Origin of the sequence: Actinomyces sp. ZJ308, assembly GCF_011752065.1 — a bacterium.
In the GTDB taxonomy this organism is placed as follows: Bacteria; Actinomycetota; Actinomycetes; order Actinomycetales; family Actinomycetaceae; genus Actinomyces.
Map to the genome: position 1 here is coordinate 1 of NZ_JAAIJY010000025.1, position 25,142 is coordinate 25,142.

Annotated in this window: 22 protein-coding genes; 10 read left to right on the top strand and 12 right to left on the bottom strand. The window is 72.2% G+C overall.

Going from position 1 to position 25,142, the window contains the following annotated elements:
* Positions 1–100: 100 nt before the first annotated feature.
* The gene (locus HCR68_RS10545) at positions 101–439 is read right to left on the bottom strand and encodes a hypothetical protein (protein WP_167149289.1); all 339 of its coding nucleotides are present in this window, start codon (positions 437–439) and stop codon (positions 101–103) included.
* A gap of 18 nt (positions 440–457) precedes the next feature.
* Here HCR68_RS10545 and HCR68_RS10550 point away from each other — a divergent pair, with 18 nt between their 5' ends.
* Positions 458–634, top strand: coding sequence for a hypothetical protein (locus HCR68_RS10550; protein ID WP_167149291.1), 177 nt, complete (start codon positions 458–460; stop codon positions 632–634).
* 145 nt (positions 635–779) lie between these two features.
* Here HCR68_RS10550 and HCR68_RS10555 read toward each other — a convergent pair whose 3' ends face one another.
* Genes HCR68_RS10555 through HCR68_RS10565 form a run of 3 tightly spaced genes read right to left on the bottom strand, consistent with a single transcriptional unit; the run spans position 780 to position 2,768 of the window.
* Complete coding sequence (locus HCR68_RS10555; protein ID WP_243859063.1) at positions 780–1,112, bottom strand: MoaD/ThiS family protein; 333 nt, start codon at positions 1,110–1,112, stop codon at positions 780–782.
* A 57-nt stretch (positions 1,113–1,169) separates the two neighbouring features.
* A complete protein-coding gene (gene moaA, locus HCR68_RS10560) occupies positions 1,170–2,414 on the bottom strand; it encodes a GTP 3',8-cyclase MoaA (protein WP_167149293.1) in 1,245 nt (414 codons plus the stop codon).
* A 57-nt stretch (positions 2,415–2,471) separates the two neighbouring features.
* Positions 2,472–2,768, bottom strand: a complete 297-nt coding sequence (locus HCR68_RS10565) for a DUF2249 domain-containing protein (protein WP_126414012.1) — start codon at positions 2,766–2,768, stop codon at positions 2,472–2,474.
* Positions 2,769–3,005: 237 nt separating this feature from the next.
* On the opposite strand from HCR68_RS10565, the gene HCR68_RS10570 reads away from it, so the two are divergent.
* The 3 genes from HCR68_RS10570 to HCR68_RS10580 are packed head-to-tail and all read left to right on the top strand — an operon-like array spanning position 3,006 to position 7,302.
* On the top strand, positions 3,006–4,292 hold the full coding sequence (locus HCR68_RS10570; protein WP_167149295.1) for an NnrS family protein: 1,287 nt from the start codon (positions 3,006–3,008) through the stop codon (positions 4,290–4,292).
* On the top strand, positions 4,289–5,668 hold the full coding sequence (locus HCR68_RS10575) for a hypothetical protein (protein ID WP_167149297.1): 1,380 nt from the start codon (positions 4,289–4,291) through the stop codon (positions 5,666–5,668). The genes HCR68_RS10570 and HCR68_RS10575 overlap by 4 nt, the downstream gene beginning before the upstream one ends.
* The gene (locus HCR68_RS10580) at positions 5,665–7,302 is read left to right on the top strand and encodes a multicopper oxidase domain-containing protein (protein WP_167149299.1); all 1,638 of its coding nucleotides are present in this window, start codon (positions 5,665–5,667) and stop codon (positions 7,300–7,302) included. The genes HCR68_RS10575 and HCR68_RS10580 overlap by 4 nt, the downstream gene beginning before the upstream one ends.
* Positions 7,303–7,460: 158 nt before the next feature.
* On the opposite strand, the gene HCR68_RS10585 is transcribed toward HCR68_RS10580, so the two are convergent.
* The 6 genes from HCR68_RS10585 to HCR68_RS10610 form a co-directional block, all read right to left on the bottom strand.
* Positions 7,461–8,201: a helix-turn-helix domain-containing protein gene (locus HCR68_RS10585; protein WP_167149301.1), complete on the bottom strand. Its 741-nt coding sequence runs from the start codon at positions 8,199–8,201 to the stop codon at positions 7,461–7,463.
* A 131-nt stretch (positions 8,202–8,332) separates the two neighbouring features.
* The gene (locus tag HCR68_RS10590; RefSeq protein ID WP_167149303.1) at positions 8,333–9,010 is read right to left on the bottom strand and encodes a GNAT family N-acetyltransferase; all 678 of its coding nucleotides are present in this window, start codon (positions 9,008–9,010) and stop codon (positions 8,333–8,335) included.
* Between the two features lie 142 nt (positions 9,011–9,152).
* A complete protein-coding gene (locus tag HCR68_RS10595) occupies positions 9,153–10,250 on the bottom strand; it encodes a ribosome small subunit-dependent GTPase A (protein WP_167149305.1) in 1,098 nt (365 codons plus the stop codon).
* Complete coding sequence (gene aroA, locus HCR68_RS10600; RefSeq protein WP_167149307.1) at positions 10,250–11,740, bottom strand: 3-phosphoshikimate 1-carboxyvinyltransferase; 1,491 nt, start codon at positions 11,738–11,740, stop codon at positions 10,250–10,252. Before aroA ends, HCR68_RS10595 begins: the two co-directional genes overlap by 1 nt.
* Entirely contained in the window at positions 11,737–13,995 is a 2,259-nt protein-coding gene (locus HCR68_RS10605) for an NADP-dependent isocitrate dehydrogenase (protein WP_167149309.1), read from the bottom strand. The genes aroA and HCR68_RS10605 overlap by 4 nt, the downstream gene beginning before the upstream one ends.
* 137 nt (positions 13,996–14,132) lie before the next feature.
* Positions 14,133–14,633, bottom strand: a complete 501-nt coding sequence (locus tag HCR68_RS10610) for a DoxX family membrane protein (protein ID WP_167149311.1) — start codon at positions 14,631–14,633, stop codon at positions 14,133–14,135.
* Positions 14,634–14,992: 359 nt separating this feature from the next.
* Between HCR68_RS10610 and HCR68_RS10615 the strand changes: the two genes are divergently transcribed.
* From HCR68_RS10615 to HCR68_RS10625, 3 genes are all read left to right on the top strand, one after another.
* Positions 14,993–15,661, top strand: a complete 669-nt coding sequence (locus tag HCR68_RS10615; RefSeq protein WP_167149357.1) for a sigma-70 family RNA polymerase sigma factor — start codon at positions 14,993–14,995, stop codon at positions 15,659–15,661.
* The gene (gene rsrA, locus HCR68_RS10620; protein WP_167149313.1) at positions 15,658–16,113 is read left to right on the top strand and encodes a mycothiol system anti-sigma-R factor; all 456 of its coding nucleotides are present in this window, start codon (positions 15,658–15,660) and stop codon (positions 16,111–16,113) included. Before HCR68_RS10615 ends, rsrA begins: the two co-directional genes overlap by 4 nt.
* 593 nt (positions 16,114–16,706) lie before the next feature.
* On the top strand, positions 16,707–17,438 hold the full coding sequence (locus HCR68_RS10625) for a hypothetical protein (RefSeq protein ID WP_167149315.1): 732 nt from the start codon (positions 16,707–16,709) through the stop codon (positions 17,436–17,438).
* Positions 17,439–17,478: 40 nt separating this feature from the next.
* Here the strand turns inward: HCR68_RS10625 and HCR68_RS10630 are convergent, their stop codons facing one another.
* Positions 17,479–18,072 (bottom strand): GDSL-type esterase/lipase family protein, encoded by a 594-nt coding sequence (locus HCR68_RS10630; protein WP_003785741.1) that lies wholly within the window; start codon positions 18,070–18,072, stop codon positions 17,479–17,481.
* Positions 18,073–18,193: 121 nt separating this feature from the next.
* A complete protein-coding gene (locus tag HCR68_RS10635; protein WP_167149317.1) occupies positions 18,194–22,045 on the bottom strand; it encodes a multifunctional oxoglutarate decarboxylase/oxoglutarate dehydrogenase thiamine pyrophosphate-binding subunit/dihydrolipoyllysine-residue succinyltransferase subunit in 3,852 nt (1,283 codons plus the stop codon).
* A gap of 223 nt (positions 22,046–22,268) precedes the next feature.
* On the opposite strand from HCR68_RS10635, the gene HCR68_RS10640 reads away from it, so the two are divergent.
* The 3 genes from HCR68_RS10640 to HCR68_RS10650 are packed head-to-tail and all read left to right on the top strand — an operon-like array spanning position 22,269 to position 24,858.
* A complete protein-coding gene (locus HCR68_RS10640) occupies positions 22,269–22,439 on the top strand; it encodes a hypothetical protein (protein WP_167149319.1) in 171 nt (56 codons plus the stop codon).
* The gene (locus HCR68_RS10645) at positions 22,436–23,773 is read left to right on the top strand and encodes a hemolysin family protein (protein WP_167149321.1); all 1,338 of its coding nucleotides are present in this window, start codon (positions 22,436–22,438) and stop codon (positions 23,771–23,773) included. The genes HCR68_RS10640 and HCR68_RS10645 overlap by 4 nt, the downstream gene beginning before the upstream one ends.
* Positions 23,770–24,858 (top strand): hemolysin family protein, encoded by a 1,089-nt coding sequence (locus HCR68_RS10650; RefSeq protein ID WP_167149323.1) that lies wholly within the window; start codon positions 23,770–23,772, stop codon positions 24,856–24,858. The genes HCR68_RS10645 and HCR68_RS10650 overlap by 4 nt, the downstream gene beginning before the upstream one ends.
* The last annotated feature ends 284 nt before the right edge of the window (positions 24,859–25,142 follow it).

Here is a 25,142-nt window from a genome sequence, read left to right on the forward strand (position 1 = left end):
CCGAGGCGATCGTGCGGTCCTTCTCAATGACCTCACGCACGACCTGGGCCTTGAACTCCTCTGAGTATTTCGCTGCTGGCATGGTCTCCATCCTATCGACTCACGGGAAGAAAAACTCCCCCTGTCCGAGAAACACCACGCACTCCAGGCCCAGGTCGACGCCTTCGACCACGTCTACAACACCCAGCGCCCCCACCAGGGCCTGCCCGGACGCCTCACCCCGCAGCAGGCCTGGGACGCCACCGAGGTCGCCCAGGCGCCCCGACCAGACCACGACACCGACCCCATCACCCCCGGAGGCCCAGACCCTAAGCAGGACACCACCACTGGGCGCCGGGTAGGTCGGCACAAGCCCATCGGCACCACCGGGGAGCGCGAGCTGACCATCAACCGCAACGGCACCGCCCACATCGGCGGGATCACCTTCCTGGTCAACCACGCCCTGGCCGGATCCAAGGTGATCGCGATCTGGGACACCAGCACCATCACCTTCGCCGACACCCACGGCGAGATCCTGACCCAATACACCTGGCCACCCCAAGGCATCACCTACGTCTCCCACCACCCACCCGACCCCACCAACCAACGCGGAGGCCGCGGCCGCAAGAAGCCTCAACCGTCACCCATGTCCTGACACACCAACCGTCACCCATGTCCCGACACAGAACCGTCACCCATGTCCCGAGACATCACAGCATGTTTCGCGTAGCCCTACGGTTTTTCTGTCCGGCTACGCGAGAAATGTCCGACTCGATGTAGCTGGGGACGCAGCGGGAGGCTCACCCGCCGGCGAAGGGCGGCAGCACGTCGACGGCGTCGCCGTCGGCCAGGGGGGTCAGGGAGTCGGCCGGGGTGGAGACCGAGTTGACCAGGAAGCTGCAGATCGGGACCACCCGGGCCATCTCCAGGCCGCGCCCGGCCAGCTGCTCGCGCAGGCCCGCCAGCGTCGTGCCGGCGGGCAGGTCGAGGCGTTCCTCGGGGCGGCCGGCGGCGTCGGCCGCGGCGGCGAAGTAGCGCAGGGTCACCGACAGCGTCTCAGGGCTCGGTGCCGCGTCTGCCCGCGTGCCTGTCTGAGGAGGCGCCGCGCTCGCGGGCTCGGGGGTAGGGCTCATCTCGGTGACTCCTTCTCTGGTGCGGTGTGGGCGTGGCTGGGCTCGGGCGGTGAGCAGTCAGCCGCCGATGGCCGACATGGTGCGCTGCGGCCTGGCGAAGCCGTCGGCCGCGGGCGGCGCGTCCGAGCCGTGCGCGCGGGGCTTGAGCCAGGTGGCCCCCGCCCAGATGCGGATGAGCTCGTCGTCGTCGGCCCCGGCGCGCATGGGGCCGCGCAGGTCGGTCTCAGTGGTGGAGAACAGGCAGGTCATGAGTCGCCCGTCGGCCGTGATGCGGGTGCGGTCGCAGTCCGAGCAGAAGGGCGCGGTGACCGAGGCGATGACACCCACGCTCCCGGCCGGGTAGGCCCGGCCGGCGTGCGTTCCCGCGGCCACGCGCCACAGGGCCGCCGGACGCCGGTCGGGGCGGCCCGCCTCGGTCAGGGCGAAGCCCGCCTCCCTCAAGGCCGCCAGGACCTGCTCGGCCCCGACGACGTCCCGGCTGCGCCAGGTCTCGCGCGGTCCCAGCGGCATGTGCTCGATGAAGCGCAGCTGCCAGCCGCGGCGCAGGCACTCGGCCAGCAGCCGGGGGGCGCGGGCCTCCACGGTCCCGGGCAGGGCGACGGCGTTGACCTTGATGGGGGACAGGCCCGCCTCCTGGGCCCCGGCGATCCCGGCCAGGACGTCGCCGAGCCGGTCGCGGCGGGTGATGGCGGCGTAGTCCCGGGGGTCCAGGGAGTCGACGGAGATGTTGACGCGGTTCAGGCCCGCCTGGCGCAGACCGGCGGCCCGCTTCTCCAGACCCAGGCCGTTGGTGGTCAGGGCGATGTCCGGCTTGCCGCCGTCCGCCGTGCGCAGCACGGCCAGGGAGGCGATGACCTCCTCCAGATCCCGGCGCAGCAGGGGCTCGCCCCCGGTGAGGCGGATCCGCTCCACCCCCAGGCGCTCGACCGCCAGGCGCCCCAGCCGGGTGAGCTCGGCGGTGGTCAGCAGCTCCGGGGTGGGAAGCCACTCAAGGCCCTGGGCAGGCATGCAGTAGGTGCAGCGCAGGTTGCAGCGGTCCGTGATGGACAGGCGCAGGTCGCGCACGGTACGCCCGTACCGGTCGGTGAGGCGCTCAGGGACGCCGTCGGGCACCAGGGCCGCCAGCTGTGGAATCGGCTCGGCCGGGCGGACCGGCGCGGGTGACCCGGCCGCCCCTGCCGACCCGACCGAGCCGGGCAGCACCGACGGGACCGTCGGCATGGGCAGGTCCGTGAGGCGAGCACGAGAATCGCCCGAGCCGACGACCGCGGAATCGACGGCGTCGAGTGGCGCTGGCGTCATGGATCGAGCATATCGTCCGGACGTTTCAGGCCAGCAGGCGCGCTGCCCGGCCGGGAATCAGGCGGTGCGCAGGATCTCGACGCGCGCGAAGCCCTCGGACTCCTCCAGCAGCGTGTGCTGGAAGGTGAAGGGCAGCTGGTCGATCTGGGCCAGCAGCGGGGTGGGGACGTGCGGAGCCACCAGGTCGAAGCCCTCGCCCGGGTTGAGGGAGGAGGCCGCCCCGATGACCGCGGCGTGACGCAGGCGGTGGGGGATGGCGCGCGCGTCCAGCGTCAGCCGCTCGTCGCTGTGGCCGTGGCAGCCGCAGCCGTGCTTCTTCTCGGTGACGGGCAGCAGCTCGGGGTTCTCGCTCATAGGAGCTCCTTCAGGGTGTTCGTACTGGTGGGCGTGACACTACTACCGAGGCGGGCGGTCGGGAACGCTCGTCCGCTCCCGGCGGCACGACCCCCATCAAACCAACAAAAATCTCATAGACGACGCGGAGCCGTGTCTCCTATGAGATTTTTGTTGTTGTGTGTGCGAGGGGACTGCGAGGAGCGGGGTGCGCCACCTCTCGAACACGTTTCCAGCCCCGTTGGATACGGTTGGCCCGTGGAGACGGACAAGCCGGCATCGGCGCCAGGAGCGCACCCCGAGGCGCGGGGCGCCGACGGAGCAGCCGGCCGTCAGTCCCGGGCAACGACGGTCAAAGCGACGGTCAGGGCAACCGGGGCGACCGACTGGCTGACCACCCGGGTGGCACCGCGGCTGGTGGCCCTGGCCCTGGGCGCCGCCTGCATCCTCATGGGCCTCAACGCCGCCCTCCTGCGCCTCAACCTGCCCGCCCCCGTCGACGGCGCCACCCTGGCGGCGCTCCACGGCCCCCTCATGCTCGTCGGATTCCTGGGCACCGTCATCGCCCTGGAGCGGGCGGTCGCGGCCCGCACGCCCTGGGCCTTCCTCGCCCCGCTCGGCAACGCCGCGGGCTGCCTGACCCTCATGGCCGGCGCCCCGGACGTCGTGGGCCGGGGGCTCATGACCGCCGCCGCCACCATCCTGTGCGCCATCTACCTGCGGGTCCACCGACGCGCCCCCAGCGCCGCCGTCGACGTCGAGGCCATGGGAGCCGCCGCCCTCCTGCTGGGAGACGTCCTGTGGCTGGGCGGCCGCGGCATCGAGGACGTCGTCCCGCTGTGGCTGCTCTTCCCCGTGCTCACCATCGTCGGTGAGCGTCTCGAGCTGGCCCGCATCGCCTTCCTCGACGAGACGGTCGAGACCGTCGTCGAGGCCCTCTCCGGTGCCGCGGTCCTGGGTGCCTGCCTGCTGCTGGTCGGGTCGGGAGCCCACCTCGTGGCCGGCCCGGCCCTGCTGGGACTGGCCGTCATCATGGCCTACTACGACGTCGCCCGGCGCACCGTCCGCGCCCGCGGCGGGGTCCGCTTCATGGCGGCCTCCATGCTCGCCGGCTACGTCTGGCTCGCCCTGGCCGGGGCGGTCTGGTCACTGTGGGGCCTGGAGGGCCTGGGCGGCTCGGCCTACGAGATCGTCATCCACGCCATCACGGTCGGCTTCGCCTTCTCCATGATCCTGGCCCACGCCCCGGTCATCATTCCGGCGATCGTTCACCGCTCCCTGCCCTACCACCGGCTCATGTGGCTGCCCTACGTCCTGCTGCACGCCGGCCTGGCGGTGCGCGTCGCAGGCCTGCTGGCCGGCGGCGCCGGCACCTGGCAGGTCGGCGGCGCCGTCGGGGTGGCGGCGATCCTCGTCTTCATGGTCCTCACCCTGGCCCGCGTCCTCACTTCCGGCAGCATCCGCACGGCTGTCCGACCGGGCCGTCCGGCCACGGCCCAGGCTTCCGGCTCGATGACGACGCAGCCAGGCGGGGGCCCGTCATGAGCCTGTCCATCAGCTCTCCCGGTACCCGGCCAGGTTCCGGGAAGCCGCAGCGCCCGGGCGGCCGCCCCGCCAAGAAGCCCTCCCGGAGCACCACCCAGGTGCGCCGCAACGCCGTCGTCATGGCCTGGCTGCTGACCGCCGCGGTCCTGGCGGTGCTGACGATCGTGGGCCCCCTGGTCTCCTGGGGCACCTGGCTGCCCCTGCACGCCCTGCTCCTGGGCGGGATCGGCAGTGCCATCACCATCTGGTCCGCCCACTTCGCCGACACCCTCCTGCACCGTCCGGCCCTGGGCGGCGCGGCCCTGCTGGACGCGCGCCTGTACGCCCACAGCCTCGGCACCATCATCGTGCTGACCGGCATCACCATGGGGCACCAGGTGCTGGCCCTGGCCGGGGCGGGCATCGTCATGGCCCAGGCCCTGACCGGCGTCGTCGCCATCACCGTGCAGTACCGGCGCGCCATCGCCCCGCGCCTGGCATCCCTGGCCATCCACTACGCCGTCGCCCTTCTCCTGCTGGCCACCGGCGCGCTCCTGGGCTTCCTCATCTCCTGGTCCAGCGCCCGCGGGCGCTCGAACCTGGCCGACGGCTTCTACCTGGCCCACACCACCACCATGCTGCTGGGCTTCGTGGGCACCACGGTCCTGGGCACGCTCACCGTCCTGTGGCCCACGATGCTGCGCACTCCCATGGAGCCGCAGGCCGCCCGCTGGACCACCCGCGGCCTGCCCTACCTCGTGGGCGGAACCGCGCTCGTGGCCGCCTCCGGGCTGTGGCCGCCCCTGGCCGGACTGGGCACCCTGGTCTACCTCGGCGGCGCCTGCGGGGTCCTCGTCCCCGCCTACCGGACCGCCCGCCGGGTCCCGCCGACCTCCTTCGCCACCGCCTCGGCCACGGCCGCCGTCTCCTGGTTCGTCGGCTGCGTCGCCGTCCTGGGGGCCCGCATGGCCCTGTCCGACGACGTCGCCGCCGCCCGCGACGCCATCCACGCCCTGCGCCTGCCCCTGGCGGCCGGCTTCGCCCTCCAGATCCTCGTGGCCGCCCTGAGCTACCTCGCCCCGGTGATGCTCGGCGGCGGACCCGCGGCCACCCGGGCCACCAACGCGATCATGGACCGCCACGCCGCCTACCGGGTCACCGCCGCCAACGCCTGCCTCCTGCTCGCGGTCAGCCCCGCCATGCCCTGGCAGGTGCGCGTCGTCGCCGGGGCCCTGGCCGCGCTGGTCACCTCCTACCTGCTGGTGGGCATCATCCTGTGCCTGCGTGAGCTCTCCCGCCGCAAGCGAGCGCCACGCGCAGCCAGTACGTCCACCACGCCTGATCCGATAGACCCCGCGGGCCGTCGGCCCGCCCAGCCCCGAGGGGGACCCCGATGACGACACCCAGCGATCGCACGCCCTCCCCGGACTCCCCGGAGGAGGCCCCCCAGGAGGCCGTCCCGACTACCGGGCAGGCCGACGCCGCCCACCGTCGCGCCGTCACGGCCGGCACCGCCCCGGCCATCGACCGCGGCCGCCGCAAGCAGGCCCAGTCGACGGGCTCGTCCGGAGCCTCCGCCGCGTTCGGCTCGACGGCGTCGTCAGGGGCGGCAGGGTCATCAGCGTCATCGTCATCAGGGTCATCGTCGGGCGGCCTGCTGCACTCCGCGGACCGTCGCGGCGTCCTCATGGGCCTGCTCACCGCCGGCGCGGCCGTCGTCGTGGGCAGCGTCATGGGCAACCGTGGCCAGGGCGGAACCACCCAGGACGTCCGGGCCACCGGCAACACCGTCAACGCCACCATCAAGGTGGAGGGCATGCGGTTCGTTCCCGATACGGTCGACGTCACCCCCGGCGACCGCCTCGTCATCACCCTGGACAACACCGCCGACCAGGTCCACGACCTCGTCCTGGCCACCGGCCAGTCCACCGGGCGCGTGGCCGCCGGCGCCAAGGGCACACTCGACGCCGGCGTCGTGGCCGGGCCGGTCGAGGGGTGGTGCTCCATCGCCGGACACCGCGCTCAGGGCATGGTCTTCCACGTCACCGCCGGCGGAAGCGGGGCGAGCGCCCACCAGCACGGAGCCGGCCAGAGCGGCACGGCCGGCTCGGGCGGTGATGCCGTCCCGGACTACTCCGCCGCGCTGCCCTCCGACTTCACCGCCTTCGACGCCGCCCTGCCGGCGGCCCCCACCAACCCCGACGGATCGAGCGGGCCGGTCACCCACCGCCACACCTTCACCGTCAAGGAGCAGGTCATGCAGGTCGGCGGCGGCGTCACCCAGCGGCGCATGACCTTCAACGGCCAGGTGCCCGGCCCCGTCCTGCGCGGCAAGGTGGGGGACACCTTCGAGATCACCCTGGTCAACGACGGCACCATGAGCCACTCCATCGACTTCCACGCCGGCATCACCCCGCCCGATGAGGCGATGCGCTCGATCAACCCCGGTGAGTCCCTCGTCTACACCTTCACCGCCCAGCACTCGGGGATCTGGCTCTACCACTGCTCCACCTCGCCGATGAGCCTGCACCTGGCCTCGGGCATGCACGGGGCCGTCATCATCGACCCGCCGGGCCTGAGCGCCGTGGACCGCGAGTACGCGATCGTCGCCTCCGAGGTCTACCTCGGCCCGGAGGGCGGCGAGCCCAGCACGGACAAGATCGCCGCCAAGACCCCGGACCTGTCCACCTTCAACGGGGTGGCCTTCCAGTACTCCCAGCAGCCCCTCAAGGCCCGCGTGGGTGAGCGCGTGCGATTCTGGGTCATGGCGGCCGGCCCCTCGCTGCCGACCTCCTTCCACGTCGTCGGGCTGCAGTTCGACCAGGTCTTCTTCGAGGGCGCCTGGACGCTCGGCGGCCCCAGCCAGATCGGGGCCGCCTGGTCCGGCGGCTCCCAGGCCCTCGGGCTGCAGCCGGCCCAGGGCGGCTTCGTCGAGTGCGTCGCCTCCGAGCCGGGCCACTACGTGTTCGTCACCCACGCCTTCGCCGACATGGAGAAGGGGGCCCGCGGCGTCCTGGAGGTCATCGCCTGATCCGAGGCCGCGTCCATGGCCCCTTCTCACCTGGTCACCCCGTGCGGTACGGCCCTGAGCGCTGACTCGGCCCCGGGCGACTGTGCCCGGGGCCGAGGCCTTGCGATCTCAGTAGTGGTTGGTAGGTGGACGGATGGTGGTTGTTCGAGCTGTGCCGCTCAGGCGACGTCGGCGCGGACGACCTTGAGGTCGGGCTCCTGCTGAGCCGACTGAGCCGGTTCAGCAGGACTGATCTGGCAGCCGTCGGGCCCGTTGGGCAGGAACTTGATGCGCTCGTATGCGGCCGGGTCGGGGCCGACGACGGTCTGCAGGAACCCCTCGTGCATCGTGCACACCAGGTCGCGCGGCCGGTGGTTGCGCGTGACCAGTGGGCAGGAGCGCAGCACGACGGTGTCACCGGAGACCTCCGGGGCGAAGCCCATGACCGCGAGGTAGGGGATGAGGGCGGTGACCCGGTCCACCTCCTCGCCGTCGACCGTCGGCTCGGCGACGGTGCCGGGGGTCAGCTCGGCCCAGCGGCGACCGATCTCCAGGGCGGTGGCGCGGGCGTCCTCGCCCTCGCCCAGGGTGTCGGCGATCGCGTCGAGCAGCAGCAGGTAGGCGTCGACCATCTGCTGGGGGTCGGGGGCCGTCGAGGCGTAGCGCAGGGCCGGGCGGCCCCGCTTGCCCGTCGGCTTGGTGGACACCGTGACGAACCCGGCGTCGACCAGGGCGTCGAGGTGCTCACGGACGGTGTTGTGGTGCAGGTTGAGTGCGCTGGCGACCTGAACGGCCGTCATCGCGTCGTTTGAAGCCTCCACGACCTCCAGGACGCGCCGGCGCGCCGCTGAGAGGTTGGCGCGCGCGGACAGATCGCCCAGGGCGGGGCGTGGGAGTGAAGGGATCGGACGGTTGTGCATGTCATGAGACTAACGCGCTTTCGCTTGTGGGAACCGTCAAAATCGGCTTGTAGTTGAATCCTGCAACGGCTCTGTGATGTGAGTTTTAGCACACAGTGTCCAATAGGGAGTCCGTTGAAGCGTGAAAAAACTCAGTGATGGCGCCGTTTTGGGCGGGTCATTGCCCAGTAGGTGGGTAGGCGGCCCGCAGAGTTAAGGATCGCGCTGTCGACGAAACCGTGACGCTCATAGAAGGACGCCGCCCGGCGCGTCGTGGCCTCCAGGTGGGCGGCCGCGGCGTCGGCGTCCACCCGCTCCAGGCCCCGGCGCAGGAGCGCGGCCCCGGTGCCGGTTCCGCGGGCTCCCGGCGCGACGGCGATCATGTACAGGTACCAGTGGGGCTCGGCGGGGCGCTCGGCCTCGCATATGGCGCCGTCGAGCAGGCACAGCTCCCACGCGTCCCCCAGGAGACCCAGGTCGAGTCCGGCCGGCGGCACGTCGTGCGGCCCGAGCGGGCCGGCGGGATTGCCGGGATTGCCCGTATCGGTTGCATTGCTTGAGTCCGCGGGGGCGTCCCATAGGGTGGCTCCGAGGAGGCGCCCGGCGTCGTCGACGGCCAGGTCGACCATGGCCCCGGGATGGTCGGGGTTCAGGTAGGTGGCGCCGAGCTCCACGTGGTGCAGGTGCTCCAGGGCGGCGCGCGGGTCGGGGGCTGCGCCTGCGATGGCGCTCATGAGCGGGTCGACCAGGAAGACGTCGGTGAGCAGGTCGCGCACGGCGTCGAGGTCGGTCGCCTCGGCGGGACGCAGGCGGGGGCTGGGCGTGGTCACGACCCTGTATTTACCACGGCGGGCGGCCGGTCCTCCTCCGGGACAACCGGTCGCCCTCCGTGGGTGTCACCGAGTCGTGAGACGCTCTGGGGAGGCCGTGGGAGCGCTCCTGTTCCGTCACCGCTCCGGGGTGGGAGGTTGTTCAGGGTTTGGTGGGATCCTCAGCCTCGAGGGAGGGGGCCAGCAGCCGTCGGAAGGAGCTGACCCGCTCGCGCCTGCCCTCGGGCGCAGCCGGCTCACCCGCCCAGGTATCCAGGGCGCAGTCGACGACGCCGTCCTCGTGGGTGCAGCCGCGCGGGCAGTCCTCGGCCACGGCCGCCAGGTCCGGGAAGCCCCGCAGGACGTCCGCACTGCTGACGTGGGAGACCCCGAAGGAGCGCACACCGGGGGTGTCGATGACCCAGCCGCCGCCGGGCAGGGCGAGGGCCTGGAGACTGGTGGAGGTGTGGCGGCCGCGGCCGGTGACCTCGTTGACGTGGCCGGTGGCGCGGTCGGCGCCGGGCACGATCGCGTTGATGAGCGTGGACTTGCCGACCCCGGAGTGGCCCACGAGGACCGAGACGGCGCCGTCGAGCGCCCGACGCACCGCCTCGACGCCGTCCTCCGCCGGCTCCTGCGTGTCACCGGCCGCTGAGGGGCCGGTCTCCCGGCCGCGGGGGTGCAGGCGCGTGGCCAGGCAGCGCACGCCCAGGGGGCTGTAGAGGTCGGTCAGCGGGGCGGCGTCGGCCAGGTCGGTCTTGGTGAGCACGATGAGCGGCTCCATGCCGGCGTCGTAGGCGGCCACGAGGTAGCGGTCGATCATCCGCGGACGCGGCGCGGGGTCGGCCACGGCGGTGACGATGACGAGCTGCTCGGCGTTGGCGACGATTCCTCGCTCGGTCCCGGCGGCGTCACCGTCCTCGGCGCTGCGGCGCAGCAGGGTGGTGCGCTCCTTGATGCGGACCATGCGGGCCAGGGTGCCGCTGCGTCCGCTGGTGTCCCCGACGACGGCGACACGGTCCCCGACGACGACCTTGCCCCGGCCGAGCTCGCGGGCCTTCATGGCAGTGATGTCGCCGCTGGAGTCCTCGGTGAGGCCCGGGGCGTCGAGGCGGATGCGGTAGTGGCCCCGGTCGATGCGGGTGACCATGCCCAGCACCGCGTCGGCGTGGCTGGGGCGCTGCTTGGTGCGGGGGCGCGAGCCCCGGCCGGGGCGGACCCTCACCCGGGGGTCGTCGGTGCCGATATCTCGCCTGGCCATCAGGCGCCGGCTCCCTGAGCGCCCGGGACCGTGCCCGAGCCCGTACCCGTCCGGGGGCTCGACTCGCCGCCCGCGGTCGCGAGCACGGCGGCCCACAGTCCCGTGAAGCCGGGCAGCGTCTTGGAGGTGCACTCGACGTCGTCGAGGGTGACGCCCTCCACACCCAGTCCGATGATGGCGGCGAAGGTGGCCATCCGGTGGTCGGCGTAGGCGTGCAGAGCGGCACCGTGCAGCGGCGCGGGGCCGATGACGAGCCCGTCGGCGGTCTCCTCGGCGTGGCCGCCCAGACGGCGGATCTGGGTGGCCAGGGCGGCCAGGCGGTCGGTCTCGTGGCCGCGCAGGTGCGCGATGCCGGTCAGGGCGCTGGCGTGGCCCTGCGCCCCGGCGAGGGTGGCCAGGGCCGCGACCGTGGGGACGAGCTCGCCGACGTCGGACAGGTCCGCCTCGATACCGGTGAGCCGGCCGGTGCCGCTGGCCGTGAGGGTGGAGTCAGTGGTGGAGCCGGTGAGGGTCACGGCTCCGCCCATGCGGGGCAGCAGCTCGCGCCAGGCGTCGCCGGCCTGGGTGGTGGCCGCCGGCCAGTGGGGGACGCTCACCCGGCCGCCGGCCACGAGGGCCGCCGCCAGGAACGGCCCGGCGTTGGACAGGTCCGGCTCGATCGTCACCTGCCCGCCGCGGGGACGGCCGGGGTGGACCCGCCAGGTGCGCTCGCCGTCGCCGGCCCCGGGGCCGGGCTCGTCGACGGCGACGCCCCGCTCGCGCAGCGTCGCCACCGTCATGGCCACATGCGTCAGCGAGGGCACGGGCCCGGTGGGGGTGAGCTCCAGGCCTCCGGGCAGGAGGGCGCCCAGGAGCAGCAGGGCGGAGACGAACTGGGAGGAGGCCGAGCCGTCGACCGCCACCCGGGCGCTCTGGGCGCGCAGCAGGGCGCCGTCGCCGGGCCCCACGCGCACGGGCAGGAATCCGGGCTCGCCGAGGTAGGTGACCTCCGCGCCCAGGGCGGCCAGCGCGTCGAGCAGCGGTGCCATGGGGCGGCGCCGGGCGGCCTCGTCCCCGTCGAGGACGACCGGGGCGTCGGCCAGGGCGGCGAGCGCGGGCACGAAGCGCATGACGGTCCCGGCCAGGCCCGTCTCGATGCGCCCGACGCCGTCGGGGCCGGTACGCACACGCAGCGGCAGGGGAGCCGGCGTGACGCGCAGCCGCGTGCCGGAGGCGTCCAGGTCCTCGAAGCGGGCGCCGAGCACGGTGAGGGCTGCGAGCATGAGCTCGGTGTCGCGCGAGCGCAGGAGCCCGGTGAGCGTCGTCGGCGCGTCGGCGACGGCGGCCAGCAGCAGGGCACGCGCGCTCAGCGACTTCGACCCCGGCAGCTCCACGACGGCGTCCAGAGCCCCCGCCGCCACCGGCGCGCGCCACGGCGCGACCGAGTCGTCTGAGCCGACCGAGGCGGCTGAGGCCGCGGCGCCGCAGGCAGTCCCGGGACCGTCGGTCATGCCAGCGCCTCGACGACGGCGTTGAGGGTCGTCGAGGGGCGCATGACGGCGTCGGTCAGGGCCTGGTCGGGGCGGTAGTAGCCGCCGATGTCCACCGGTGAGCCCTGGACGGCCAGCAGCTCGGCCTGGATCGTGTCGTTGAAGGCCTCGAGCTGCTGGGCGATCGGGGTGAAGACGGCGGCGAGCTCGGGACTGGTCTCCTGGGCGGCCAGCTCGCCGGCCCAGTACAGGGCCAGCCAGGCGTGCGAGCCGCGGTTGTCGACCTGGCCCAGGCGGCGCGCCGGCGAGCGATTCTCCTCCAGCAGCCGGGCCGTGGCCGCCTCCAGGGCGTCGGCCAGCACCTCGGCGCGGTCGTTGCCGCTGACCTGGGCCACGTGGTGGAGAGCCTCGGCCAGGGCCAGGAACTCGCCCAAGGAGTCCCAGCGCAGGTAGTCCTCCTCGAGCAGCTGGCGCACATGCTTGGGGGCCGAGCCACCGGCCCCAGTCTCGTACAGGCCGCCGCCGTTCATCAGCGGCACCACCGAGAGCATCTTGGCGCTCGTGCCCACCTCGAGGATGGGGAACAGGTCCGTGTTGTAGTCGCGCAGGACGTTGCCGGTCACCGAGATCGTGTCCTCACCGCGGCGGGCGCGCTCCAGGGACAGGCGCGTGGCCGCCACCGGGTCCAGGACGCGGATGTCCAGGCCCTCGGTGTCCTCGTCTGCCAGGTAGCGGCCCACCAGGTCGATGAGGACGGCGTCGTGCCCCCGCTCGGGGTCCAGCCAGAAGACGGCCGGGGCGCCGGTGGCCCGGGCCCGGGTGACGGCCAGGTGCACCCAGTCGCGCACGGGGGCGTCCTGGGTGGTGCAGGCCCGCCAGATGTCTCCGGCCGTCACCTCGTGGGACAGCAGCACCGTGCCGGGCTCGGCGCCGGCGCCCTCGATGACGACGACCTCCACGGTGCCGTCGGCCGGGACGAGGAAGGTCTTGTCGTGGCTGCCGTACTCCTCGGCCTTGCGGGCCATGAGGCCCACGTTGGGCACCGAGCCCATCGTGGCCGGGTCCAGGGCCCCGTGGGTGCGGCAGTCATCGATGACGGCCTGGTAGACCCCGGCGTAGGAGGAGTCCGGGATGACGGCGATCGTGTCGGCGGTCCGGCCATCGGGCCCCCACAGGTGGCCGCCGGCCCGGATCATGGCGGGCATGGAGGCGTCGATGATGACATCGCTGGGCACGTGCAGGTTCGTGATGCCGCAGTCGGAGTCCACCATGGACAGGCGCGGCCCGGCGGCGAGCTCGGCCTCGATGGCGGCGCGGATCTCCTCGCCCCGGGCCAGCCCCTCCAGGCCGGCCAGGATCGAGGCCAGGCCGTCCTCGGCGCGCAGGCCCGCCTCGGCCAGCGCCTCGCCGTAGGTGGCGAAGACGCCCGGAAGGGCGGCGCGCACCGCGTGACCGAAGATGAGCGGGTCGGAGACCTTCATCATCGTGGCCTTGAGGTGCACCGACAGCAGCAGGTCCTCGTCCTTGGCGGCGGCCACCTGACGGGCCAGGAACTCGTCCAGGGCGGCGGCGCTCATGAAGGTGGCGTCCACGACCTCCCCGGCGCTCACCGGCAGCGACTCGCGCAGGACGACGGGGGCTGCGCCGTCGGCCGGGCGCAGCCGGATCTGCAGGGTGCCGGCCTCGGGGACGACGACGCTGCGCTCGTTGCGGCGGAAGTCCCCGACCTCCATCGTGGCCACGCGGGTGCGCGACTCGGGCGACCAGGCGCCCATCGAGTGCGGGTGGGAGCGGGCGTAGGCCTTGACGGCCGCGGGGGCCCGCCGGTCGGAGTTGCCCTCGCGCAGGACCGGGTTGACGGCGCTGCCCTTGACGGCGTCGTAGGCGGCGCGCGCCTCGCGCTCGGCGGGCGTGGTGGGGGAGTCTGGGTAGTCGGGGACCTCGTGGCCCAGGGCCTGCAGCTCGGCGATGGCGGCCTTGAGCTGGGGCAGGGAGGCCGAGATGTTGGGCAGCTTGATGATGGTGGCCGTGGGCGACTGGGTGAGCTCGCCCAGCCGGGCCAGGTCGTCGTCGGCCAGGGAGAAGGCCGCCAGGATGCGCCCGGCCAGGGAGATGTCCGCGGTCCCCACGCTCACGCCCGCCCGCTGGGCGAAGCCCCGCACGATCGGCAGGAAGGAGTGGGTCGCCAGCATCGGCGCCTCGTCGGTCCAGGTGTAGACGACGTCGGGCTCGGCGGTCTGGGCCGACTGGCTTGACTGGGCGGACTGGACGGTCATAGGGGCTCCCTGCGGGTCGATATCTGCGCGTGGTGAGGTGGGCTGGAGTGAACGAGGCGAGGCTAACCGTCACCTGTGACGCCCAGGTGACGGCGACGGAGTCTGAGCCGGGGCCGGCAGTCCCGAGCTGGTGCGGCTCAGGCGGTCACGTAGCGCTGACGGACCGCCTCCTGAGCGGCCTCGATCGCCTCGCGCTGCTGACGGGAGTTGCGCATCTGCCAGGCCAGGGACGGCCTGCCCTGACGGTCGACGGCGGCCAGGACCAGGCCGGCACCCACGGCGGCGCCCCGCAGCAGGCCGGAGAGGGCCTCCTTGCGGGCCTTGGTCCCCTCAACCGCCCACACGGGGTTGTTGACGACCGTGAGCGGGACGTTGAGGGCCGCCAGGACGGTGGCGTTCGTGCGGGGCGCCCGGCCCGCGGCCAGCCCCAGCCCGGCCACGAGGCTCACGGCGCCCGAGGCGCGGGTGAGCATGCGGGCGTCGGAGGTGAGCACCGGCGGCAGCCCGGCGCGCTCCAGGGTGGGGGCGACCTTCTCGAACTTCTCCACGTGGCGCGACGGGCGCACGAGGGCATCGATCCCATCGACGATGAAGGGCGCGGCGAGCATCGGGCGGGCGAAGGATCGCAGAATGTTCATGTCCCCATCCTGACGCACCGGAGCGGCTCGGGCCAGCAGTATCACCGCTCGAACGTGGCGCGCGCCTCGCTGAGCGCGGACGGGGAATGAAACCGGGGCGCCGTCCTGTTGGTCAGAACATGAGCACTCAGCAGCCGACCGTGCCGACGTCGAGCCGGACCGCCCGACGTCGTAGCGCACCAACGAGCGGCCCGCGGCGCCAGCGCGACCGGCTGGAGCGGCCCGGTGGGCACGCCGGCACCGGTGGCCCGGGACCGAGCCGGCCCGCCGTCGGCTTCTCGGACCGACCCGCCCCGTTGACCAGCCCCCTTGGCGCCGATGACGGCTGGGAGGCCCGTCTCGGGCTAGGCTCGTGGGCGATGACGGACATCGACGACCACACAGACGAGATCACCCTGGATGAGGTGATCGATCCCGACGACGGCGCGGACGGCCTCGACCGCGCCCCCGCCGACGAGGACGAGGTGGCCCGGGCGGCCCGCTTCGAGGCCGAGGCCCTGCCCTACCTGGACCAGCTCTACGGCGCCGCCCTGCGCATGACCCGCAACCGGGCCGACGCCGAGGACCTCGTCCAGGACGCCTACGCCAAGGCCTTCGGCTCCTTCCACCAGTACCGGCCCGGCACCAACCTCAAGGCCTGGCTCTACCGGATCCTGACCAACACCTTCATCAACTCCTACCGCAAGAAGCAGCGCGAGCCGCTCCAGTCCGACGCGGACGCCGTCGAGGACTGGCAGCTGCACCGGGCCGCCTCCCACGACTCGGTGGGACTGCCTAGCGCCGAGAACCTCGCCCTGGACGCCCTGCCGGACTCCGACATCAAGGAGGCCCTGGGCCAGCTCACCGAGGACCGGCGCCTGGCCGTCTACCTGGCGGACGTGGAGGGCTTCTCCTACAAGGAGATCGCCGAGATCATGGACACGCCGATCGGGACCGTCATGTCCCGGCTGCACCGGGGACGCCGCCAGCTGCGCGAGCTGCTGGCCGACTACGCCCGCGAGTACGGCTACGGGGAGGAGGAGAAATGAGGGACCGTATGGAGCCGGGAACGAACGGCGAGAAGAACCCCGAGCCCGCCGAGGCCGCCAAGACCACCGAGGCGGTCAAGGCCGAGGCCGTGCCCCAGGACTGCTCCTGCGCCGAGGCCCGCGCCCACCTGGAGGCCTTCCTCGACCGGGAGTGCACCGCCGACCTCACCGAGCGGCTCGCCCAGCACGTCGCCACCTGCCCGTACTGCTCGCGCATCGCCGACGCCGAGACCCACCTGCGCGAGATCCTGCGCTCGCGCTGCGCCGAGCAGGCGCCCCCCGAGCTGCGCGCCCGGGTCCTGGGGCGCCTGTCGACCCTGCGCGCCACCGCCGTGAGCGTGACGACGACGTCGACGACGACCCGCACTCAGACGACCGCCTCCGGGCGGGTCGTGCGCGTCGTGGAGTCCCGGGTCGAGTCCTCACGAACCGTTCACGTCGAGGGCGACTGAGGCGCGCCGTCCCGCGCCCGTCTTCACCTGATCTGCCCACTCCGCCCTCTTGATGGCCGGCGCCGATCCGTCAGCGGTGGTGTGTGGTCGCCTTCACCGGATGGCCGGCGGAGCGAGACTGGCCGGGTTGCAGCGCCGTGTGCGACAATCAGCGGCGTTCCGTGCCCCCTCGTGGGGCAAGTCCAGACACGAGGAGGCAGTTATGAGCAAGCGCGGTCGTAAGCGTCGTGCACGTGCGAAGTCCAGCGCCAACCACGGCAAGCGTCCCAACGCCTGAGTCGGGTGGCGCGCTGAGCGCGGCACCCTGAGACGCGAAAGGACGTCGGCCGGTCACCACCACGGTGACCGGCCGACGTCGTTCCTGGGCAGTTCCGGAACCGTCTTGTTGCCGATCCGGAAACGCCCTGGTCAGGTGCTGACTCGATGTCGCCTCCTGGGTCCTACGGCCTTGACGGTGATGAGACGCTGAGGTGTGAGCCGCGAGACACGGCCTGGTTCACGGTGGGGAGCACTGTCCGGCTCCTTCCTGAGGAACTGGCGGCGTCTTGTCGGCATGGCCTTGGCCGGCTCCTCCACAACGACGGCGGTGCGACATGAACCTGAGGAACCTGACAGCGAAAGACCAGTGGACACTCTCCGACAACTCGCTCCTGCGACGCATCCTCGTGTGCTTCCTGGGGGAGGTGATCACAGCCGTCGGGATCGCGATCTGCCTGGAGGGCAAGAGCGGAGTCGACCCGTTCACGGCCTTCCTTCAGGGAATCTCCCACGTCTCGGGGATCTCCTTCGCCGCGATCGTCCCGATCGTCAACATCATCATGCTGATCCTTGTCTTCCCCTTCGACCGGTCCATCTTCGGCCTGGGGACGGTCATCAACTTCACGATCGTGGGCGTCCTCGTGGACTACTTCCGCCCGCTGTACCGAAGCGTCTTCCATATCGAGTACTCCTTCGGCAGCATGCTCCTTCACCTGGCGATCGGGCTGCCGCTGTTCTGCCTGGGGGTCTCCATGTACATCACCTGCGACCTGGGCCAGTGCCCCTACGACGGGATCGCCCCCTCGCTGCGGCGCCACTTCCCGCGCTACAGCTACCGCGCCTACCGGGTGGTCCAGGACGTCATCACGATCCTCCTGGCCCTCCTCCTCATCAGGTTCGACCTCTCGCTGGGCATCATCGCCCTGGGCACGGTCATCATGGGCTTCTTCATCGGTCCCATCGTCGGCTTCTTCAACCAGCGGGTCTCCAACCGCCTGGTGGGGATCACCGGAGACATCTTCGCCGCCTCCGAACCGGCTGCGGAGGCCTCAGCGGCCCCGGCCTGACCGGCACGGCCAGGCCGGCTGGCTGCGGCGTCCCGGGCCCTCAGGACTCGGGGCGCTCGACGCCGAGCCACTCGTACCAGCCGCGGTGCAGCACCAGCCAGGCCAGCAGCCCGTAGCCGGCCTGGCCCGGGTGCGTGCCGCCGGCGGCGGCGACGTCGGCCGTCCACTGCTCGTGGTTGCGCAGCGGCTCGAAGGCGTCCACGTAGGGCACGTTGCGGCGCAGGCACACCTCCTCGGCGGCCTGGGACAGTTGGGCGGTGGCGTCGGGATCGGCCTCGGGCAGGGGCGGGGGCCCGACGACGAAGCACTCGCGGTGGTCCGAGGCGGCCGTGTCGAGGATATTGGCCAGGGCCAGGCGGGAGCGGGCGTAGGAGATGCCGGCGAGCACATCGGCCACGCCCAGTCCTACGACGAGCCGGTTGATCCCGGTGTGCGTGGAGCGGCGGGCCACCTCCGGCCCCCAGCGGTCGGACATCTGCGCCGTCGTCTCCCCGGGGACCGCCAGTGAGGTCCACAGGATGTCGGCGTCCCGGGGCGTGCGGGCCATGACCCGGCCCGTCCATCCCAGGGCGCGCCCGTCACCATGACCGGCCACCAGCTCGTCACCGATGAAGCTCAGCCTCGTCTCACGCATGGCAGCGCCTCCTCATGCCTCATGATCCCTCATGCTGCCTTGACATTATCGTGACCTTGCGCTGTGGCGCGGGAGGCTGACGGCATTTCGGCGGGGTTGACCGGGGATGACCAGCATGCTCTCAGTCTCGGGCGAAGGCCTGGTGGATGATCTCCTCCTGCTGGGCGCGGTGGACGCCGGCGGTTCCCACGGCCGGGGCGGCGGCCTCAGGGCGGGAGACCAGTGTGGGCAGCACGCCTCCGGTCAGGTCGCTCGGCAGGTGGAGCGCCAGGTAGGGCCACATGCCCTGGTTGGCCGGCTCGTCCTGCACCCACACGAGCTCGGCACCGCTGAAGGGCGCCAGCGCCTCGGCGATAGCCTCGGTCTCCAGCGGGTAGAGCTGCTCGAGGCGGACGATGGCCGTGCTCGTGTCCCCGGTCTTGGCGCGGTGGGCCAGCAGGTCGTAGTAGACGCGCCCCGAGCACAGCAGCACCCGGTCCACGCCCTGACCCGCCGCAGCCGCCAGGACGGCGTCGTCGACCTCGCCGATGACCGGCTGGAAGGTGCCGGAGGTGAAGTCCTCCACCGGCGAGCAGGCGGCCTTCAGTCGCAGCAGCTGCTTGGGGGTGAAGACGATGAGAGGGCGGCGCGGGCGGTGGTAGGCGTGCTCGCGCAGCAGGTGGAAGTAGCTGGCGGGTGTGGAGGGCTGAGCCACCAGCATGTTGTCCTGGGCGCACATCTGCAGGTAGCGCTCGATGCGCGCCGAGGAGTGGTCCGGTCCCTGTCCCTCCTGGCCGTGGGGCAGGAGCATGACCAGGCCGGAGCGCTGCCCCCACTTCTGGGCGGCGGAGGTGACGTACTCGTCGATGACGGACTGGGCGCCGTTGGCGAAGTCGCCGAACTGGGCCTCCCACATCGTCAGACCCTCGGGCCGCTCCACCGAGTAGCCGTACTCGAAGGCCAGGGCGGCGTACTCGCTGAGCAGCGAGTCGTAGATCTCCAGGGGCGCCTGGTCCGGGGTGAGGAAGCTCAGCGGCGTCCACTCCTGACCGGAGGCGTGATCGTGCAGGACGGCGTGGCGCTGGGCGAAGGTGGCGCGGCGCGCGTCCTCACCGGCCAGGCGGATCGGCACGCCCTCCATGAGCAGGCTCCCCAGGGCGATGAGCTCGCCCAGGCCCCAGTCGATGCCGCCGGCGCGGGTGGCCTCGCGGCGCCTGGCGAGCATGGTCTGGAGCTTGGGGTGGACGGTGAAGGACTCGGGCCAGGCGACCTGGGCGTCCCCGATGCGCTCGACGACGTCGCGGGCCACGGCCGAGGTCCAGCCGATCATCATGCCGCTGCCCGCCAGCTGGGAGGAGGGGACCTCCAGGGAGGAGCGGGGCACGCCCACCTTCGTGGGGTCGGACAGGTCCTGGGTGGAGGCGTCGGTTCCTGAGGAGGCCGCGCCGTCGGCGCCATCGGAGCCGTTGCCCCCGGTGACCTGGACGCGGGCCTCGGTGAAGATCCGCTCGAGCTCGTCCTGGTAGCTCTCGGCGATCTCGTGGGCCTCCTCGGGCGTGATGTCGCCGCGCCCCACGAGGGCGGCGGTGTACACCCCGCGGGTGGAGTCCAGGGAGTCGATGAGCCGGTACATGAGCGGCTGGGTCATCGAGGGGTCGTCGCCCTCGTTGTGCCCGCGGCGCCGGTAGCAGATGAGGTCGATGATGACGTCCTTGTGGAAGGTGCGCCGGTAGTCGTAGGCGTGGCGGGCCGTGCGGGCCACCGTCTCGGGGTCGTCGGCGTTGACGTGGAAGATCGGCACCTGCAGGCCCTTGGCCAGGTCGGTGGCGTAGGTGGTGGAGCGGGCCGAGGCCGAGCCGGTGGTGAAGCCGATCTGGTTGTTGACGATGATGTGGACGGTGCCGCCGGTGCGGTAGGCGGGCAGCTGGCTCATGTTGAGGGTCTCGTAGACCACGCCCTGCCCGGCGAAGGCCGCGTCGCCGTGGACGAGGACCGGCATGACCGTGTAGCCCCGCTCGCCCAGGCCGATGCGGTCCTGCTTGGCGCGCACGATGCCCTCGACGACGCCGTCGACCGTCTCCAGGTGGGAGGGGTTGGCGGCCAGGGACACGCGGGTGGTCACGCCGTCGGTCCCGGAGAAGACGCCCTCGGTGCCCAGGTGGTACTTGACGTCCCCGGTGCCGGCGCCCTCGATGACGCCGTTGCCCTCGAACTCGTCGAAGACCTGGGCGTAGGACTTGCCGGCGATGTTGGTGAGCACGTTGAGCCGGCCGCGGTGGGCCATGCCGATGACGACCTCGTCGAGGCCGTCGTGGGCGGCGGCGTCGAGCAGACGGTCCAGGGCCACGATGAGGGACTCCCCGCCCTCGAGGCTGAAGCGCTTCTGACCCACGTACTTGGTCTGCAGGAAGGTCTCGAAGGCCTCGGCCTGCTCCAGCTTGGTGAGGATCCGACGGCGCTCCTCGTCGCCGACGTCCTCCCAGTCGCGCTCGAGGCGCTCCTGCCACCAGGTGCGCTGGGCCGGGTCCTGGATGTGCATGTACTCCACGCCCGCGGTGCGGCAGTAGGCGTCGTGCAGCATCTTGAGGATCTCGCGCAGGGTGGCGCGGTCGCGCCCGCCCAGGCCCCTGGTGGGGAAGGTGCGGTCCAGGTCCCACAGGCTCAGCCCGTAGGAGGTGATGTCCAGGTCGGGGTGGCGGCGCAGGCGGTAGGTGAGCGGGTCGGTGTCGGCGGCCAGGTGCCCGCGCTGGCGGAAGGCGTGGATGAGCTCGGCCACGCGCGCCGGCTTGCCGGTCTCCAGCTCGGGGTCGTAGGTGGTGTCGCGCACCCACTGGACCGGCTCCAGCGGGATGCGCAGGGACTCGAAGGACCGGTTCCAGAAGCCGTCCAGGCCCAGCAGCTTGCGCTCCACCAGGCGCAGGAACTCGCCGGAGGCGGCGCCCTGGATGACGCGGTGGTCGTAGGTGGAGGTCAGGGTCACGACCTTGCCGATGCCCTGGCGGGCCAGGGTGTCGGGACTGGCGCCGGCGAAGGCGGCCGGGTAGTCCATGCTCCCGACCCCCACGATGAGCCCCTGGCCGGGCATGAGGCGCGGCACCGAGTGCAGGGTGCCGATCATGCCGGGGTTGGTCAGGGTCACGGTGGTGCCGCGGAAGTCGTCGATGTCCAGCTTGTTCTCGCGGGCCTTGGCCACGAGGGCCTCATAGGCCTCCACGAAACCGGACAGGTCCATGAGGTCGGCCTGCTTGATGGAGGGCACCAGGAGGCGGCGCTGGCCGTCAGAACCCGGAACGTCGATGGCCAGGCCGAAGGCCACGTGGGCGGGCTCGCGCAGGACCGGCTTGCCGGCCTCGTCGATGCCGTAGGAGACGTTCATCGAGGGCATCTCGGACAGGGACTCCACCACCGCCCAGCCGATGAGGTGGGTGAAGGAGACCTTGCCGCCGCGCGTGTGGGCCAGGTGGCTGTTGATGATGGCGCGGTTCTCGATGAGGACCTTGGCGGGGACGGCGCGGGCGGAGGTGGCCGTGGGCATGGACAGGGAGTCGTCCATGTTCCTGGCGGTGCGGGCGGCCGCGCCCTTGAGACGGGTGGCGCCGTCGTCGCAGGCGTCGCCCTCCGGGTCGTGGACGTGGTGGGCGGCCAGGCGCTGGGCGTAGGGGGAGGTCGGGGGAGCGGTGTCCGACGGCGGGGCCGGGGGCAGGTCCGAGCGGGTGACGTCCTGGACCGCGGAGGACCGGCGCTGGGGGACCGGGGCCTGGGGTGTGATGGTGGCCCGGCGGGGCTCGCCGGGGGCCGACGACGCGAAACCGTTGCCGTACCCGTTCGAGGCCGTGGAGCTCGGCCGGCGCAGGCCGGCGCTCGGGTCGGTCTCGAAGAGCTCTCGCCACTGCGGGCTCACGGAGGAGGGGTCCGCCGACCAGGCGGCCCGCATCTCCTCCACCATCCACTCGTTGGCGCCGAAGCCGGGGCTGGTCTGGTCCTGCGTGGGCACGTCGGATCTCCTCGGTGAACTCGTCAGTCTGCCGTCCCGGCGGTGGGGGCCATGGGTGGGCCCCGGGGAGGAACGGCGGTGTTCGTAGGACATCCTAGGAGGTGAAGAGCGTCTCAGGCGAGCAAATGCGGGACTAAGGACACATGCGTGTCCCGACCGTGACGCGTAGCGGGGCCGGGCATGACCGGCCCCCGGAGTGGGACGGTGGTACCGTTCGGTCACTATGCGATCGGCTTCCCGCCGGGCCCGCAGGCGCCGCACCCGCACGCACCGCGCCTCCTCGCCCGCCTCTGACCACCCCCACCCCGACTCGTCGACCGAGCTCACTGGGCGCACTGACCGGCCCGCCTCCGGCTCCTACGCCGCGCCCCGCGTGGGGGAGGGGCTCGCATGACCGACTGGCTCATGATCGCCGTCGGCGTGGTTCTCACCGTGGGCACCGCCCTGTTCGTGGCCGGGGAGTTCTCCCTGGTGGCCCTCGACCCCTCCACCGTCGAGACCCGCGCCGCCGCCGGGGACAAGCGCGCCGGTACCGTCCAGCGCGCCCTGGGGCGCCTGTCCACCCTCCTGTCCGGCGCCCAGGTCGGCATCACCCTGACCACCGTGCTCCTGGGCTACACGATGCAGGCCGCCCTGGCCAACCTGCTCACCGACCTCATGAGCCACTGGCTGGCCGCCTCGGTGGCCACCGGCGCCGCGGTCGTCATCGCGCTCATCGTTGTCAACGCCTTCTCCATGGTCATGGGCGAGCTCATCCCCAAGAACGCCACCCTGGCCGACCCCATGCGCGCCGCCGGCCTCGTGGCCCCCTTCCTCATGGGCTTCACCACCCTGCTCAAGCCCCTCATCGTCGTGCTCAACAACGCCGCCAACGCCGTCCTGCACGCCATGGGCATTGAGCCCGCCGAGGAGCTCAGCGGCGCCCGCAGCGCCGGCGAGCTCGCCTCCCTCGTGCGCCACAGCGCCGAGGAGGGCACCCTCGACGCCTCCACCGCCACCCTGCTCACCCGCTCCATCGGCCTGGGCGAGCTCACCGCCGTCGACGTCATGACCGACCGCGGCCGCCTCTACACCCTCGAGGCCGACGACTGCGCCGACGACGTGGTGCGCCTGGCCCGAGCCACCGGCCACTCCCGCTTCCCCGTCATCGGCCTTGACGTCGATGACGTCCTGGGCATCGTCCACCTGCGCCGCGCCATCGGCGTCCCCTACGAGCGGCGCGCCGACGTGCCCGTGGCCTCCACCTCCCTCATGACGCCCGCACCCCGCGTGCCCGAGACCATGCCGCTGGCCAACCTGCTGGTCGAGCTGCGCGCCCAGGGCTCCCAGATGGCCGTCGTCGTCGACGAGTACGGCGGCACCGCCGGCGTCGTCACCCTCGAGGACGCCGTCGAGGAGGTCGTCGGGGACGTCGCCGACGAGCACGACCGCCGCCGCGCGGGCGCCCACCTCGACCCCTCCGGCCACTGGGTCGTCCCCGGCTGGATGCGCCCCGACGAGCTCGCCACCCGTGCCGGCATCCAGGTGCCCGACGACGGCCCCTACGAGACCCTCGGCGGCCTGGTCATGACCGAGCTCGGCCGCATCCCCGTCGTCGGCGACGTCGTCGACCTGCCTCACGCCTCCCTGAGCGTCGACGCCATGGACGGACGCCGCGTCACCCGCCTCCACGTGCGCCCCACCGACACCGACGCGATCCCGGGCACGCAGGAGGGGCAGCACCGATGAGCACGCCCCTGGCCCTCCTGGTCACCGTCATCCTCCTGGCCGGCAACGCCTTCTTCGTCGGCGCCGAGTTCGCCGTCACCTCCTCGCGCCGCAGCCAGCTCGAGCCGCTGGCCGAGGCCGGCGACGCCCGCGCCACCACCGCCCTGTGGGCCCTCCAGAACGTCTCGCGCATGCTGGCCACCGCCCAGCTCGGCGTCACCCTGTGCTCCACCGGCCTGGGCGTGGTCGCCGAACCCGCCATCGCCCACGCCCTCGAGCCGCTGCTGGCCGCTGTCGGCGTCGGGCACGCCGGCTCCCACGCCGTCGCCGTCGTCATCGCCCTGGTCATCGTTGTGGGCCTGCACGTCGTCGCCGGGGAGATGGTGCCCAAGAACATCTCCATCTCCTCCCCGGAGAAGGCCGTGCGCTGGCTCGCCCCGCCCCTGGTGTGGTGCTCGCGCGTCCTCAGCCCCGTGGTCAACGGGCTCAACGGCTTCGCCAACGGGGTCCTCAAGGCGCTGGGCATCGAGGCCAAGGAGGAGATCTCCGCGGCCTTCAACGCCGAGGAGGTCGCCTCCATCGTCGAGCGCTCCACCGCCGAGGGCGTCCTGGAGGACTCCACCGGCCTGCTCAGCGGCGCCCTGGAGTTCTCCGAGGAGACCGCCGGCAGCGTCATGGTGCCCCTGAGCGAGCTCGTCATCCTTCCCGAAGGCTGCACCCCGGAGGACGTGGAGCGGGCCGTGGCCTCCACCGGCTTCTCCCGCTTCCCGCTCGTCGCCGAGTCGGGGTCTGACGCTGATGGAGGAGACGAGAGGGAGCCCGTCATCACCGGCTACCTGCATCTCAAGGACATCCTCTACGCCGACGGCGCCGACCGCAGCGAGCCGGTCCCGGCCTGGCGGGCCCGCGCACTCGTGCCCGTCGGCTACGACGATGAGGTGGAGGAGGCCCTGGCGGCCATGCAGCGCTCGGGGGCCCACCTCGGACACGTGCGCAACGCCCAGGGCCGGTTCGTCGGCGTCCTCTTCCTGGAGGACATCCTCGAAGAGCTCGTCGGCGAGGTCAACGACGCCATGCAGCGCGAGGAGCACCAACGCCGTGATTAAATCGTGATCTCCCGGCGATGGCCAGTGGATACCCACAACTCAGACCGCCTCACTCGCCGATGGTCGGCCTCCTGGACGGGGTCGGCCGTCTGACGCCGATTCATTCGTATGACACGTATTTCTGCTTCTTCATTGGTGTCATAGGAGGAACCTTGCGGATTGTCTGAGAAGTGCAGGTCACACAAAGGTGTGCTGGTTCTCCTGGCGAGACCTACAGGAGACCGCTACTGTTTTAACCGAGCACAATCCGAGACTGTCGCCCCGGCAGCCAGCGAGTCGTCAAC

Excerpts from the sequence above, each read along its gene's own strand:
- HCR68_RS10555 (WP_243859063.1), bottom strand. The coding sequence starts at position 1,112 with ATGAGCCCTACCCCCGAGCCCGCGAGCGCGGCGCCTCCTCAGACAGGC.
- moaA (WP_167149293.1), bottom strand. The coding sequence starts at position 2,414 with ATGACGCCAGCGCCACTCGACGCCGTCGATTCCGCGGTCGTCGGCTCG.
- HCR68_RS10565 (WP_126414012.1), bottom strand. The coding sequence starts at position 2,768 with ATGAGCGAGAACCCCGAGCTGCTGCCCGTCACCGAGAAGAAGCACGGC.
- HCR68_RS10575 (WP_167149297.1), top strand. The coding sequence starts at position 4,289 with ATGAGCCTGTCCATCAGCTCTCCCGGTACCCGGCCAGGTTCCGGGAAG.
- HCR68_RS10580 (WP_167149299.1), top strand. The coding sequence starts at position 5,665 with ATGACGACACCCAGCGATCGCACGCCCTCCCCGGACTCCCCGGAGGAG.
- HCR68_RS10585 (WP_167149301.1), bottom strand. The coding sequence starts at position 8,201 with ATGCACAACCGTCCGATCCCTTCACTCCCACGCCCCGCCCTGGGCGAT.
- HCR68_RS10595 (WP_167149305.1), bottom strand. The coding sequence starts at position 10,250 with ATGGCCAGGCGAGATATCGGCACCGACGACCCCCGGGTGAGGGTCCGC.
- aroA (WP_167149307.1), bottom strand. The coding sequence starts at position 11,740 with ATGACCGACGGTCCCGGGACTGCCTGCGGCGCCGCGGCCTCAGCCGCC.
- HCR68_RS10605 (WP_167149309.1), bottom strand. The coding sequence starts at position 13,995 with ATGACCGTCCAGTCCGCCCAGTCAAGCCAGTCGGCCCAGACCGCCGAG.
- HCR68_RS10610 (WP_167149311.1), bottom strand. The coding sequence starts at position 14,633 with ATGAACATTCTGCGATCCTTCGCCCGCCCGATGCTCGCCGCGCCCTTC.
- HCR68_RS10615 (WP_167149357.1), top strand. The coding sequence starts at position 14,993 with ATGACGGACATCGACGACCACACAGACGAGATCACCCTGGATGAGGTG.
- rsrA (WP_167149313.1), top strand. The coding sequence starts at position 15,658 with ATGAGGGACCGTATGGAGCCGGGAACGAACGGCGAGAAGAACCCCGAG.
- HCR68_RS10625 (WP_167149315.1), top strand. The coding sequence starts at position 16,707 with ATGAACCTGAGGAACCTGACAGCGAAAGACCAGTGGACACTCTCCGAC.
- HCR68_RS10630 (WP_003785741.1), bottom strand. The coding sequence starts at position 18,072 with ATGCGTGAGACGAGGCTGAGCTTCATCGGTGACGAGCTGGTGGCCGGT.
- HCR68_RS10640 (WP_167149319.1), top strand. The coding sequence starts at position 22,269 with ATGCGATCGGCTTCCCGCCGGGCCCGCAGGCGCCGCACCCGCACGCAC.
- HCR68_RS10645 (WP_167149321.1), top strand. The coding sequence starts at position 22,436 with ATGACCGACTGGCTCATGATCGCCGTCGGCGTGGTTCTCACCGTGGGC.
- HCR68_RS10650 (WP_167149323.1), top strand. The coding sequence starts at position 23,770 with ATGAGCACGCCCCTGGCCCTCCTGGTCACCGTCATCCTCCTGGCCGGC.